Annotated in this window: 14 protein-coding genes; 13 read left to right on the plus strand and 1 reads right to left on the minus strand. The window is 37.6% G+C overall.

Going from position 1 to position 13,184, the window contains the following annotated elements; all coding sequences use genetic code 11:
- The 5 genes from K5Q13_RS08980 (at position 1) to K5Q13_RS09000 (ending at position 4,203) form a co-directional block, all read left to right on the plus strand.
- Entirely contained in the window at positions 1-1,008 is a 1,008-nt protein-coding gene (locus tag K5Q13_RS08980) for a uroporphyrinogen decarboxylase family protein (protein ID WP_220741354.1), read from the plus strand.
- Between the two features lie 70 nt (positions 1,009-1,078).
- Positions 1,079-1,948 (plus strand): transporter substrate-binding domain-containing protein, encoded by an 870-nt coding sequence (locus K5Q13_RS08985; protein ID WP_220741355.1) that lies wholly within the window; start codon positions 1,079-1,081, stop codon positions 1,946-1,948.
- 26 nt (positions 1,949-1,974) lie between these two features.
- Positions 1,975-2,697: an amino acid ABC transporter permease gene (locus K5Q13_RS08990; protein WP_220741356.1), complete on the plus strand. Its 723-nt coding sequence runs from the start codon at positions 1,975-1,977 to the stop codon at positions 2,695-2,697.
- Positions 2,694-3,401, plus strand: coding sequence for an amino acid ABC transporter permease (locus tag K5Q13_RS08995; protein WP_220741357.1), 708 nt, complete (start codon positions 2,694-2,696; stop codon positions 3,399-3,401). Before K5Q13_RS08990 ends, K5Q13_RS08995 begins: the two co-directional genes overlap by 4 nt.
- Before the next feature lie 19 nt (positions 3,402-3,420).
- On the plus strand, positions 3,421-4,203 hold the full coding sequence (locus K5Q13_RS09000) for an amino acid ABC transporter ATP-binding protein (protein ID WP_220741358.1): 783 nt from the start codon (positions 3,421-3,423) through the stop codon (positions 4,201-4,203).
- 9 nt (positions 4,204-4,212) lie between these two features.
- On the opposite strand, the gene K5Q13_RS09005 is transcribed toward K5Q13_RS09000, so the two are convergent.
- A complete protein-coding gene (locus K5Q13_RS09005) occupies positions 4,213-4,857 on the minus strand; it encodes an NAD(P)H-hydrate epimerase (RefSeq protein ID WP_220741359.1) in 645 nt (214 codons plus the stop codon).
- 135 nt (positions 4,858-4,992) lie between these two features.
- Between K5Q13_RS09005 and K5Q13_RS09010 the strand changes: the two genes are divergently transcribed.
- The 8 genes from K5Q13_RS09010 (at position 4,993) to atpA (ending at position 13,178) form a co-directional block, all read left to right on the plus strand.
- The gene (locus K5Q13_RS09010; RefSeq protein WP_220741360.1) at positions 4,993-5,616 is read left to right on the plus strand and encodes a carbonic anhydrase family protein; all 624 of its coding nucleotides are present in this window, start codon (positions 4,993-4,995) and stop codon (positions 5,614-5,616) included.
- Between the two features lie 48 nt (positions 5,617-5,664).
- Positions 5,665-7,176, plus strand: a complete 1,512-nt coding sequence (locus tag K5Q13_RS09015) for a peptide chain release factor 3 (RefSeq protein ID WP_220741361.1) — start codon at positions 5,665-5,667, stop codon at positions 7,174-7,176.
- A 553-nt stretch (positions 7,177-7,729) separates the two neighbouring features.
- Positions 7,730-9,007 carry a uracil-xanthine permease family protein gene (locus tag K5Q13_RS09020; RefSeq protein ID WP_220741362.1) on the plus strand — a complete coding sequence of 426 codons (1,278 nt, stop codon included), beginning with the start codon at positions 7,730-7,732 and terminating at the stop codon, positions 9,005-9,007.
- Positions 9,008-9,412: 405 nt separating this feature from the next.
- Positions 9,413-10,138, plus strand: a complete 726-nt coding sequence (atpB, locus tag K5Q13_RS09025) for a F0F1 ATP synthase subunit A (protein ID WP_220741363.1) — start codon at positions 9,413-9,415, stop codon at positions 10,136-10,138.
- 195 nt (positions 10,139-10,333) lie between these two features.
- On the plus strand, positions 10,334-10,561 hold the full coding sequence (atpE, locus tag K5Q13_RS09030) for a F0F1 ATP synthase subunit C (RefSeq protein ID WP_220741364.1): 228 nt from the start codon (positions 10,334-10,336) through the stop codon (positions 10,559-10,561).
- 26 nt (positions 10,562-10,587) lie between these two features.
- Positions 10,588-11,097 (plus strand): F0F1 ATP synthase subunit B, encoded by a 510-nt coding sequence (gene atpF, locus K5Q13_RS09035; RefSeq protein WP_220741365.1) that lies wholly within the window; start codon positions 10,588-10,590, stop codon positions 11,095-11,097.
- An 11-nt stretch (positions 11,098-11,108) separates the two neighbouring features.
- Positions 11,109-11,651, plus strand: coding sequence for an ATP synthase F1 subunit delta (atpH, locus tag K5Q13_RS09040; RefSeq protein WP_220741366.1), 543 nt, complete (start codon positions 11,109-11,111; stop codon positions 11,649-11,651).
- Between the two features lie 12 nt (positions 11,652-11,663).
- Entirely contained in the window at positions 11,664-13,178 is a 1,515-nt protein-coding gene (gene atpA, locus K5Q13_RS09045) for a F0F1 ATP synthase subunit alpha (protein WP_220741367.1), read from the plus strand.
- The last annotated feature ends 6 nt before the right edge of the window (positions 13,179-13,184 follow it).

The following is a 13,184-nucleotide window of genomic DNA, read 5'->3' on the forward strand; positions in this document are numbered from 1 at the left end:
ATGAGTAATTCACAACAAATACTAAAAAATTCGACCACTCAAATACCTGTGAGTTTTTGGCAACATTTTGCTGAAGACGAAACAATTGACGCGTTAACGCATGCAGAGGTTGATGGCATCAATATTTCAGGGCACGAGCAATATATCTCAGAATTAGCTCCGGATTTTGTAAAATTGATGAGCGACGGGTATTTTAATTTACCTTTAAAGGGTGTAACAGATCCTAAAAATATTGATGATTTAAAGCATATTCAAGAAATTTCTGATGATGATGAATGGTTAGTTAGACAAGCGCAATTAGTTCGTGAACAGAAAAAGGTCATTGGCGATCGCAAGGGATTTTATAATATATTTTCACCACTTACCATTTTAAAATGGGCATTATTTGATTCAGAAACAGAAAATGCACTCAAAGGTGATGAACGCTTAACAGAATTTTTCATCAATAATCCAGAAGAAATTACACATGTTTTACAAGTTATCGCAAAAGGTGTCATCAAACAAGTTAAGATTGTGGTGACAACTGGCGGTGCAGATGGATTATATTACAGCACACAGGAACTTCAAAATAGTGCGTACAACAAAAAATTATTTGATACCATTCAAAAAGGCATTGATTTATCTGTCATTGCAGCAATTAATGAAGTGAGTGACATCAGCATTTTGCATGTATGTGGTTTCAGTCATACAAGTAATCATTTAGAGTGGTTCAAGGATTATGATTTACCAATTGTTAATTGGGCTGTTAAATTTGAAAACGTGAGTTTAAAAGAAGGTCAAGAAATTTTTCAAGGTAAAGTCGTCTTGGGTGGTTTTGGGAATACAACGCAAGACGTTTTATACCAAGGGACAAAAGAAGAGATAGAAAAAGAAGTCGATACATTACTGTCAGATCTAGACTTAGAACGTGTCATTATTGGTGCTGATTGCACTGTACCACGTGATACACCAGTTGATCATTTGAAGTGGGCTATTGATGCAGTCCATCGTGTGTCATTAGTGTCATAAAAATATATTTAATAGAGAGCTTGGGATATGTGAGTTAAAAATAACTTACAGTAGATGAGGAGAAGTTTATATGGTAAGCAAGAGAAGTACAATTATTGGTTCAGTTGTTGCAGTAGTTATTATTGGTGGTGGACTAACCATACGCCAACTCAACGCGGACAGTAATAAATCAAAAACAGCCGATCGTAAAGTTAGAACAATCAATGTTGCGCATACGCAAGACTATGTACCATACGATTACGTTGAAAATGGTGTATCAAAGGGATATGAAGTAGATGTCTTAAAGGCTGTTGACAAGTTACTACCCGATTACAAATTTAAGTATAATCCAACATCCGATGAAGATTTATTAGTCGGTTTGGATTCAGGTAAATATGATGTTGGTGTTAAAGGTGCTTGGTGGACGAAAGAACGTTCTGAAAAATACATCTTACCAAAGCAAGCTGTTGGCGCCTCAATTATTGGTATCACTTATAGAAAGGCAGATAATTATAAAACATTTGCTGATTTTGCCAAGAAGTCAGGCAAGTTAGTGCCAATTTCACCACAAAATGGTCAATATTCAGTTATTCAAGACTGGAATAAAGCACACAAAAATGAACAAATTGATTTAAAAGCAGCAGATCAGTTTAAATCTGGGGATGCTTACAACTGGGTATTAGAAGGCCGTTATGATGCATATTTCGACGTGAAGGTTAATTATCAAAACTCTGTTGAAAAGAGTGATGGTGCTTATCATAGTGCCGCAGATAAGTTAGCATACACACCATATAAGGGTATCAAAACATATCCAATAATCAGTCGCAACAACAAGGATAATAGCCACTTTGCTAAAGAATACGATCAAGCCATTAAGAAGTTACAAAAAAATGGCACACTGTCAAAGTTGTCTCAAAAGTACTTTAAAGAAAATGTTTGGGACTTTGTAGGTGATAAATAACCTATAACCAACAAGAGGGAGTAAAAATGCCACCATTTAGTTTTGAATTTTTTTTGTCAGTGTTTGGTGAAATATTACCTTACTTGCCAATAACGTTACTAATTATCATTTTATCTATTATTTTCAGTTCGCTGTTGGGGAGCTTTTTAGCAGCTGGAGGAATTAGCCGATCATTATTTTGGCGTACAGTGACACAAAGTTATGTTTTTGTTCTACGTTCAACGCCACCTATTGTGCTACTTTTTTTAGTATTTTATGGTTTCCCTAAACTGCTGTTACTATTTCTAAATATTAATGTTAATGGTTGGCAAAAATCAGTGTTTGTTGTCATTGCCTTGTCATTACTATTTGCTTCTAATTTAGCAGAAGTTTTCAAAGCGGCCTATTTAACGGTTAACACGGGGCAGCGTGAAGCAGCCCTCATGGCTGGGTTATCAGAATGGCAAGCATTTTATCGTATTACGTTACCGCAAACTATTGTTGTTGCATTACCTAATTTTGCCAACACGGTTGCAGCGTTAATTAAGGATGCAGCACTGGCTTATGTGATTGGGTTAGTTGATATGATGGGAGCTGGTAATAATTTAATTGCTAGGAATTTTGGACACCATTCCTTGGAAACTTATTTGGCATTAGCTGTTGTTTATTGGGTTATTTTTATCATTGTTGAGCAAGGAACAAAATATTTAGAGAAGTATTTGAGTAAAAGCCGTGCTGTAGACACGACACAATCGGGGGTAACTGCATGAATACGACTTTTTTAATTCATACATTTTGGTTATCTATTAGTGGCATCCCCTTAACAATATTAATTACTGGCGCAGCATTGTTGCTCGGATTACCGCTTGGTTTTGGTCTTGCTTGGATTAAAATTAGAAAAATTAAAGTGTTATATCCATTGGCTGTGGCGTATACATCACTCATTCGCGCGACACCGATGGTGTTACTTATCTTATTATTTTATAGTACATTACCTAGTTTTCTAAATGTCATCATTAACAAGCACTTTCATTTAGGTATCAAAGTCTTTGACATTAATCCTGTCATTTACGCGATTATTGTGTTTGCGTTGATTGCCATTGCTAATTTGTCTGAAGTGTTCCGGTCAGCTATTCTAACAATTGATCCTGGACAAAAAGAGGCTGCTTTAATGGTCGGTTTATCACCAACACAGATTTATCGTCGCATTATTATACCGCAAGCGCTGGTCTCGGCAATACCTAACATAGGTAATTTAACATTGAATATTTTAAAGGGTACTTCGCTTGCCTTTATGATGGCTGTTCCAGAGATAACGGCTGTGGCGAAAACTGCCGCATCGTATACCTATAATTACACAGAAGCATATATTGATATTTTTGTCATTTATTTTATTCTAGGTGCAATTCTACAGGTTATATTTAAGTTCTTGGAGCGTTACTTAGGTCGTCACAAATTGAAGCGTACAGCGTGATAATGATAAGGGGTTTGATATGTTAACAGTTAAAAATTTCAAAAAAAAATACCATCAACACGAGGTGTTAAAAGGCATAGATATGACAATTGAAAAAGGGGATGTGGTTGCATTACTTGGACCATCTGGTTCAGGTAAAACAACATTTTTACGTGGATTAGCATTCTTGACACCTGGTGATTCCGGAAATATTATATTTGATGATCAAAAAATAGATATTCAATCTGCAACTGCCAATGATATTAAGCAACTTCGTCAAAAAATGGGTTTTGTTTTTCAAAATTTCAACCTGTTTGCTAATAAAACAGCATTACAAAATGTGGAAGAAGGATTGGTTATTGGTCATAAGATACCTAAAGCAGAGGCTAAGCAAATAGCACAAGAAGCTTTAAAAAAGGTTGGACTATTAGAATTTTCAGACCATTTTCCAAGTCAATTATCAGGTGGACAAGCACAGCGTGTTGGAATTGCCCGTGCGGCAGCACTTAACCCAGAAATTATCTTACTCGATGAACCAACAAGTGCATTAGACCCTGAACTTGTGGCCGATGTTCTACAAGTCATTAAGCAACTAGCTGATGAAGGAAAAACAATGATTGTAGTCACTCATGAAATGGCATTTGCCAGAGATGTGGCAGATAAAGTTGTTTTCATGGATCGCGGATTAGTGGTTGAACAAAATGAGCCCGCTGAATTTTTTGATCATCCAAAATCACCACGATTAAAGGAGTTCTTGAGTCGAATTAGTGCCGCCAGCGTCGCTAATAATAGTTTTGAATATGAGAAATCGTCAGTTAACTAAGTTGTTATATTATGTCAATGAGAACTCAAAGTCAGGTGGTAATAGTAAACCAATGTCTTTAGTAACAACGTGACCAGATAAATAGCCACCAGTATGCTGTGTTAATCCTAATTTATTATAGCCAAATGTAACAGTGGTGTGAGCCTTTAGAGCAGCGCCACGCACATCACCAGTTGTAGCATCAACACCAGTTGGTATATCAACTGCGATAACGGGTTTTTCAATATGATTGGCTGCTTTAATCATTTTCTGTAAACCTTCTGGTAAAACATTATTTAAACCAACGCCAAAAATAGCATCAATGATTAAAGTTGCCTCGTTAAAGTCGCTTTTTTCTGAGCGTGTTAGACCGTAATTTTCAATAATGTGAAGCTGGCGTAACACGCTATCCTTAGCTCGGCTGATGTTGCCTACAAATTGTAATGAGACGTTAATCCCTTGTGCATATAGCAATCGCGCAATCGCCACACCGTCGGCGCCGTTATGACCCAGTCCGGCCAATACTAAAACATTATCTAGATTAAAATTACCAGCGCCAATGACATCAATTACCGACAAAGCCGCTCGTTCAATGAGCACATCTTGCGGCATACCAATCGTTTCAATGGTATAGTCGTCAATCTTTTGCATTTCAATAGCAGTTACAAGTTGCATGTTAGTCACTTTTCCTTATTAATCTTAATTTTATTATACAGGATAACGCCGAGCAAAGGGATGAGTTTTATTTAATTCGGTAATGTTCGGGTCTAAATTTGATACAATATAAGATAAATATTTTGGAGGCTTACGATGCAGCATTTAGATTACAGTCAACAGGATTCTTGGCGTCAATCTGACGATACGCCATTGCAATCACCCATCGCCATCAATACTACAACGACACAGTCAACAAAAGAGTCGGATTTAGCACTGACCTTTGATGGACAGACAGTGTATGATGATCGTGTTGTTGGAGAACAATTTTTGGTCACTGGTGAGTTAAAGATTTCTGGAGAAACCTGGGATCTAGAACGTATTCATTTTCACGATGGCGCTGAACATGTTATAGATGGTGTGAGACATGATTTAGAAATTCATTTTGTTTATCGACAAGGGGAACGTATTTTAGTTTTGGCAGTACTTGGAGATGTTACAGATAAGTCTATTGATACACATATTCAAGAAATATTTACAAAACCAATAGATGCAAAATTAATCGCTGATTGGTTGCCTGAGAAGCACTCATATTATCGCTATGTTGGTTCACTGACGACACCTCCCTTAGGTCCTAAGGTTATCTGGATAGTGCTTTCCGAACCAATTGTGGTTAGTGCTGCTGATTTAGCTGTTATACATGAACGTTATCCTAATAATCATCGTGATATACAAGATATTTCGGATCGTGATGTGTTATCTGTTCATGTCGAAAAATGATACATCGTATTGTTGTGAAACACTGCTATATCAGGTAAACTAGAGGTTATGGAAAACTTTCAAGAACAATTAAAAAATCGCAGAACATTCGCTATTATTTCTCATCCGGATGCGGGTAAAACAACCTTAACAGAACAATTATTGCTTCATGGGGGTGTCATTCGTGAGGCGGGAACAGTCAAAGGTCGTGGATCACACAAGCTTGCTTCCTCTGATTGGATGGCAATTGAACAACAACGAGGTATTTCCGTTACATCATCGGTCTTGCAATTTGATTACGATGGCAAACGAATTAATATCCTAGACACACCAGGGCATGAGGATTTTTCAGAAGATACCTACCGTACTTTGATGGCTGTTGATTCAGTTGTTATGGTTGTAGATGCCGCTAAGGGTATTGAACCACAAACAAAGAAATTATTTGAGATTGTTGCCCAACGTGGTATACCAGTATTCACCTTATTCAATAAAATTGATCGTGATGCACGACCACCATTGGATTTAATGGATGAATTAGAAACCATCTTGGGGATTCAGGCCTATCCAATGAATTGGCCAGTTGGTTCCGGACAAATTTTGCAAGGCATCTATGATTTACAACAAGATACTTTGGTACCTTTCAAAAATGCTGTTTCTCATCCTGAAGTTGTTGAAGAAACGATGGATGAAATCGAACTATTACGTGATGCGGGAAATGCTTTTGATGAAGAAGCAATTGCACATGGAAAGCTCACGCCAGTATTTTTTGGTTCAGCACTGGTCAACTTTGGTGTGACAGAATTCTTACGGGAATACTTAAAGTATGCCCCAGCTCCAGCCCCAATTACTGCTGTCGGTGGTGAAATTGTGACACCAGATCGCACACAATTTACTGGTTTTGTGTTCAAAATTCAAGCAAATATGGATCCTCGTCATCGTGATCGCATAGCTTTTGTACGTATTGTGTCTGGTGAATTCGATCGTGGTATGGATGTCATATTACAAAGAAACAGCAAAAAATTAAAATTATCTAATGTTACACAATTTATGGCGGAAGAACGTGAAAACGTTCAAACTGCGGTGCCGGGTGATATTATCGGTGTGTATGATACTGGTAATTTCCAAATTGGTGATACGATTTATGCTGGTAAAAAATCAGTGCAATTCCCAGATTTACCAACCTTTACACCCGAATTGTTTAATCGTGTGATTGCCAAAGATGTGATGAAACAAAAATCGTATCATAAGGGCATTCAACAACTTGTGCAAGAAGGAACCATTCAACTTTACAAATCGTGGCAGGGTAGTGACTATATTATTGGTGCTGTTGGTCAACTACAATTTGAAGTATTTCAGTTCCGTATGGAAAATGAATACAATGTTGAAATACAGTTTGAACAAATCGGATCAAAAGTTGCACGTTGGATTTCTCCTGATCAATTAGATGAAAAAATGGCATCGAGTCGTAACTTATTAGTAAAAGACCGCTATGACCAACCAGTTTTCTTATTTGAAAACCGATTTGCCATGAACTGGTTCCATGACAAGTATCCAGATGTTGTATTAGAAGAAAAAATGTAAGTCGTAATTGAATAAACAATGTGTTTTAAAATTGAAATAGATGAATAATCTATTTTAATTTTAAAACACATTGTAAGCGCTTACAAATAATGATATAATAAAGTCAACAAATGAAGGAGGCCATGAATGACGCAAAATAATTCGACAGAAATTGAAACTTCATGTGCTATCATCTTGTAGACACTAGTTAATAAAAACAGCATTCTTAAAAGAATAACATTGATAAGTGATTTGAATGATTAACTGGTATCACGAAGATTCGTCTATTGTAAAAAATGTACGAACAAGCAGACATTATATGTCTGGACACCAATGAATAATGAGCAAAATGACGAATTGGTAAGAAGCGAGCTGATAAATGGATGTAGAAATTTCGGTATCAACTTTGCGTTTGCAGCGCAAATAATAATTAAATAAACTATAGAACCTAACATGGTCGAACACTATGTTAGGTTTTTAGTTTATACTTAAAATGTTTGAGATTTAGTCAGAACACCATTTAAGTATTTTAGGAGGAGACGCAGGTTTTTATTAGAACTTGCGCAACATCGTCATGGCAACAAAAACAAACAATGCAATTTATGATTTACATGATAAACCACCGTTTTTTACTTGGTTAGGATTATCACTGCAACACCTATTTTCGATGTTTGGTGCGACTGTGCTGGTGCCATTATTGGTGGGATTGAATCCAGGTGTGGCCTTGTTCACTTCGGGTGTGGGTACTTTGTTGCATTTACTTATTACACATGGTAAAGTACCGGCCTACATGGGATCAAGTTTTGCATTTATTATCCCAATGGCATCGCTTATGAAAACAATTGGGTATCCTGCTGTCGCACAGGGAATTATCTCTGTTGGTGTGGTTTATCTTATTGTGGCGTTCATTATTACATTCACAGGCACAGGTTGGATTGATACTATTTTCCCAGCAGAAGTTGTTGGTCCCATTATTATGGTGATTGGCTTAAGCTTAGCGGGTTCGGCTGCCAGTTCAGCGACAACAGTTAATGGTCAATATGATTGGAAAATCTTTGTTGTCGCACTTATAACATTGTTAGCAACAATTGCCTTTAATATGTTCTTAAAGGGATTTTTAGGTCTGTTACCTGTGCTACTCGGTATTATTTTTGGGTATATCGTTGCATTGTTATTTGGATTGGTTGATTTATCGCCAATCGCCACAGCGCACTGGTTCCAGCTACCTGACTTTGAAACTTTCATTGGCAAAGATGGCTTCAAGTTGTATCCTGCAGCCATTTTAAGTATGGCACCATTAGCCTTGGTTACGTTATCAGAACACTTAGGTCATTTAATGGTATTATCCAAAATTACGGGTCATGATTTCTTTGCTAATCCAGGATTGAAACGGACATTAACGGGTGATGGTACGGCTTCTGTTGTTGCTGGTTTGGTTGGTGGACCTGCTGTGACATCATATGGCGAAAATATTGGTGTCATGCAACTTAGTCGTGTCTATTCCGTATGGGTTATCGGTGGTGCAGCATTCTTTGCTGTTATCTTTAGTTTTGTAGGTAAACTATCAGCACTTATTTCAACTATTCCAGGAGCTGTAACTGGTGGTGTTGGCTTTATGTTGTATGGTGTCATTGCTGCGGCTGGCTTACAAGTCATTGTTGATAACAAGATAGATTACAGTAAGAAACGTAATTTGATGATTGCGGCGCCAATTTTAGTTGTTGGTATTGGTGATTTTCATTTGCAATTAGGCGCACAAGTTAATTTTTCAGGTGTTGCCATTGCAACGTTATTAGGTATCGTTTTGAACTTGATTTTACCAAAAATAGCAGCAAGTGAAAAAGAAATGTAAGAAATCCGGCAAATTTGCCGGATTTTTGTTTGTTTTATCACAATATGTCACATTGTAAAGTAGTATTTTAAAAAATGCGAGGGCAAGTTGATATTGAAAAACATCACAAACACTTTTATTAAATAAGTATAATATTTTGTGAAAAAACCCAAAAAAACCGCAGATATGGACGAAATAATCAAAAATTTTAACAAGATATAAATAATTAAAATTCAAACATATTTTAATAATTAACCTTAAAAAACTAACTTATTAGGTCTCTGAATCAGAAGAGACCATTTCTTTGTGAAAAAGTGCCATAAAATGGTTGTATTTCATTTTGAAAAGCGTATTATAGGTTTATATGTTATGACGAGTAGCCGTTTACGACCATTTCGCCAAATTTATTAAGAAAGGAGAGAGCGCATGGATGAACCTACGGCACCGTTTGAGTTCCTGGGCCTCACGTTTGATTGGGGTACAATACTTTCAACGTTGCTGGCTATGGCAATCGTTGTGATTGTATCAGTTGTGCTGACAAGAAACCTCAAATTAAAACCAGGTAAGCGACAAAACATGATCGAATACTTACTTGATTTCACTAATGGGGTTGTCAATGGGCAGTTACCAAAGAAACAAGCACGCCAATTTGGTTTGTATGCATTTACATTGTTTTTCTTCATTGTTGTATCAAACGAAATTGGGTTGTTGTTGCAATTGCAAGGTGGTAATGGTGTGACCTATATTAAATCACCAACTGCTACGCCAATTGTGCCAATGACGTTGGCTATTATGTCTTTGGTAGTTGCACATGGTATGGGTGTACAGAAACTTGGATTAAAGGGATACCTTAATAATATGTTACTGACACCTTATACTTGGATGTTGCCTTTAAACATCATTGAGCAGTTAGCTAACTTCTTAACGTTATCACTGCGTCTGTTTAGTAATATTTTCGCTGGGGAGATGGTACTAACACTCGTTGCTAAAAGCTTAGCATGGCCAGGCCATTTTAATGGTTTTTGGTCAGTGCTAGCATTGCCGATTGAAATGGTCTGGCAAGGCTTTTCACTCTTTATCGGTGGGATACAAGCCTACGTGTTCGTTATTTTGACAGGTGTATTTATTGCTCAGTTGTCAGGTGAGGAGTAACAGGTCTAAGTAAATGAGATTTGTGCCACAATTTGACTAGTAATAATCAAGTTATGACACGAGTTGGTTTGCTAATTACGCGGGAGCGTTTCATCTAATCAAAATGGAAATGTGTACGGTAACGTGTGTTACTTGGTTTAAATACATGATAGGAAATACATGTTACTGTGCACTCTAATAATAAGGAGTAATCTCATGGATTTACACAATCTTGGTGTAATCGCAGCCGGCCTTGCAGCCGCTGGAGCCGCTATTGGTGGTGGTATTGGAAACGGTGTATTAATTTCGCAATTCTTGGCAGGTATGAGTCGTCAACCTGAACTTGAGAGCCGACTATTGTCACGAATGTTCTTGGGTGTCGCATTGGTTGAAGTTATGCCAATTTTGTCAATTGTCTTCGCCTTCATGTTGATGGGTAGATAATCACAAGTATATAGTGGAGGAAAATCATGTTTGGTTTAACAACCTTAGCAGCAAACAAAATACCACTGGGTAATATGCTGTTCATTATCATTTCATTCCTCGTGTTGATGGTTATTTTGAAGAGAGTGGCTTATGAGCCAGTGACAAAAGTTCTTGATGAACGTGCAGATAAAATTTCTGCAGACATTGATGATGCTGAAGCTGCGCGTCAAGAAGCTGAGAAATTAGCATTGCAACGTCAAAGTGAATTGACTGTTACACGTCAACAAGCGACAAAAGTAGTAGCTGATGCAAAAGCAAGCGCACAAAAGCAAAGTGATTCATTAATTGCTACTGCTTCAGATCGTGCTACTTTAATTAATCAACAGGCACAAACTGATGCTCAAAAGCTCAAGGAAGATGCTATTTTTAACGCAAAAAACGATGTCGCAGCGTTATCAGTGGCAATCGCTTCAAAGCTTATGCAAAAGGAACTATCGTTAAATGATCAACAAGCATTGATTGATGCTTACATTTCAGATTTAGAAACTAAATAAGGAGTATTGGGATGGCAAAAAATCTTAAAGATATAGCTGACCAGTACGCTAAAGCGATTTTTGAATTATCTAGTGAACGAGATAACATTGAAGAAGTAAGGTCAAATCTAAAAGCATTACAAGATGTTTTAAAGGATAATCCGAATTACATTGAGATTGTAACGTCTAAAGATCTTGATGAGGCTTCACGTGACAATTTGTTACAAACGTTGACCAAAGGCGCAACAGAATCAATTCAAAACTTGGTAAAGTTACTGGCCTATAACAAGCGTTTAAACATTTTGTCTCAGGTTGTTGATGCTTTCAATGACCAGTATAATGAAGCAAATGGGATTGTAGATGTTACGGCAATCACTGCTGTTGCACTAGATGATGAACGTTTGAACAAATTATCAGTTGTTTTCGCCGCAAAGACAGGTGCAAAACATGTAAATTTGAAAAATGTTGTAGATGAAAGCATACTTGGTGGTGTAATTTTGAAATCAAAATCAACGCTGATCGATGGTAGCTTACAAACAAAAATTGCCAAAATGAAGGCACAATTATTAGGTTAGTGAGGAAGAATAATGGCTATTCAAGCTGAAGAAATTTCTGCTTTAATTAAGCAACAGCTCGAAAAGTTCGACACAACGCTAACTGTAGAAGAAGTAGGAACTGTTACCTATATTGGTGATGGTGTGGCCCGCGCAACTGGTCTAGCAAATGCTATGGCTGGTGAATTGCTCGAATTTGCCAATGGCACATTCGGTATGGCTCAAAACCTCAACTCAAGCGAAGTTGGAATCATCATTCTTGGTGGTTTTGATGATATTCGCGAAGGTGATACAGTTAAGCGTACTGGCCGCATTATGGAAGTGCCGGTCGGCGAACAATTAATTGGACGCGTTGTTAACTCTTTGGGTCAACCAATTGATGGATTGGGTGAAATCAAAACAGACAAGACACGTCCTGTCGAAGTTAAAGCACCTGGTGTGATGCAACGTAAGTCTGTTTTCGAACCGTTGCAAACAGGTATTAAAGCAATCGATGCCCTCGTTCCAATTGGACGTGGACAACGTGAATTGATTATCGGAGACCGTAAGACAGGTAAGACGTCTTTGGCAATCGATACAATTTTGAACCAAAAAGATCAAAATATGATTGTTATCTATGTTGCTATTGGTCAAAAAGATTCAACTGTGCGTACACAGGTTGAAACTTTACGCCAACTCGGCGCAATGGATTATACAATTGTTGTTAATGCTGGACCTTCGGAACCAGCGCCAATGTTGTATTTGGCACCTTATGTTGGTGCTGCCATGGGTGAAGAATTCATGTATAACGGTAAACATGTGTTGATTGTTTATGATGATTTGTCAAAACAAGCCACAGCTTATCGTGAGCTCTCATTGATTCTTCGTCGTCCGCCAGGACGTGAAGCCTACCCTGGTGATGTCTTTTACTTACATTCACGTTTGTTAGAACGTGCAGCTAAGCTATCAGATGAACTAGGTGGTGGATCAATGACTGCACTACCATTTATTGAAACACAAGCTGGTGATGTTTCAGCATATATCCCAACCAACGTTATTTCTATTACCGATGGTCAAGTTTTCTTGGATGCTGATCAATTCTATGCTGGTGTTCGTCCTGCTATTGATGCTGGAACATCTGTTTCACGTGTTGGTGGTGATGCGCAAATTAAGGCAATGAAAAAAGTTGCCGGCACACTTCGTTTAGATTTGGCTTCATTCCGTGAATTGGAAAGCTTTGCACAGTTTGGTTCAGATTTGGATTCTGCAACTCAAGCTAAGTTAGCTCGAGGTCGTCGTACAGTTGAAATTTTGAAGCAGCCATTGCACAAGCCAATGCCAGTACAACAACAAGTTGTTGTATTATATGCTTTGACACATGGCTACATTGATGATGTTGCGGTTGAAGATATTCAACGTTTCCAAGACGAATTAATTTCGTATGTTGATGCCAATGCAAATGACTTGTTCAAGACAATTGTGGAGACAAAAAATTTGCCTGAAGAAGCTGCCTTGAACTCAGCAATCGAAGCCTTTAAGGCTGGATTTGCTGGTTCGACAGCGGAATAATAGGAG

The sequence above is a fragment of the Leuconostoc miyukkimchii genome (assembly GCF_019656055.1).
Taxonomy (GTDB): Bacteria; Bacillota; Bacilli; order Lactobacillales; family Lactobacillaceae; genus Leuconostoc; species Leuconostoc miyukkimchii.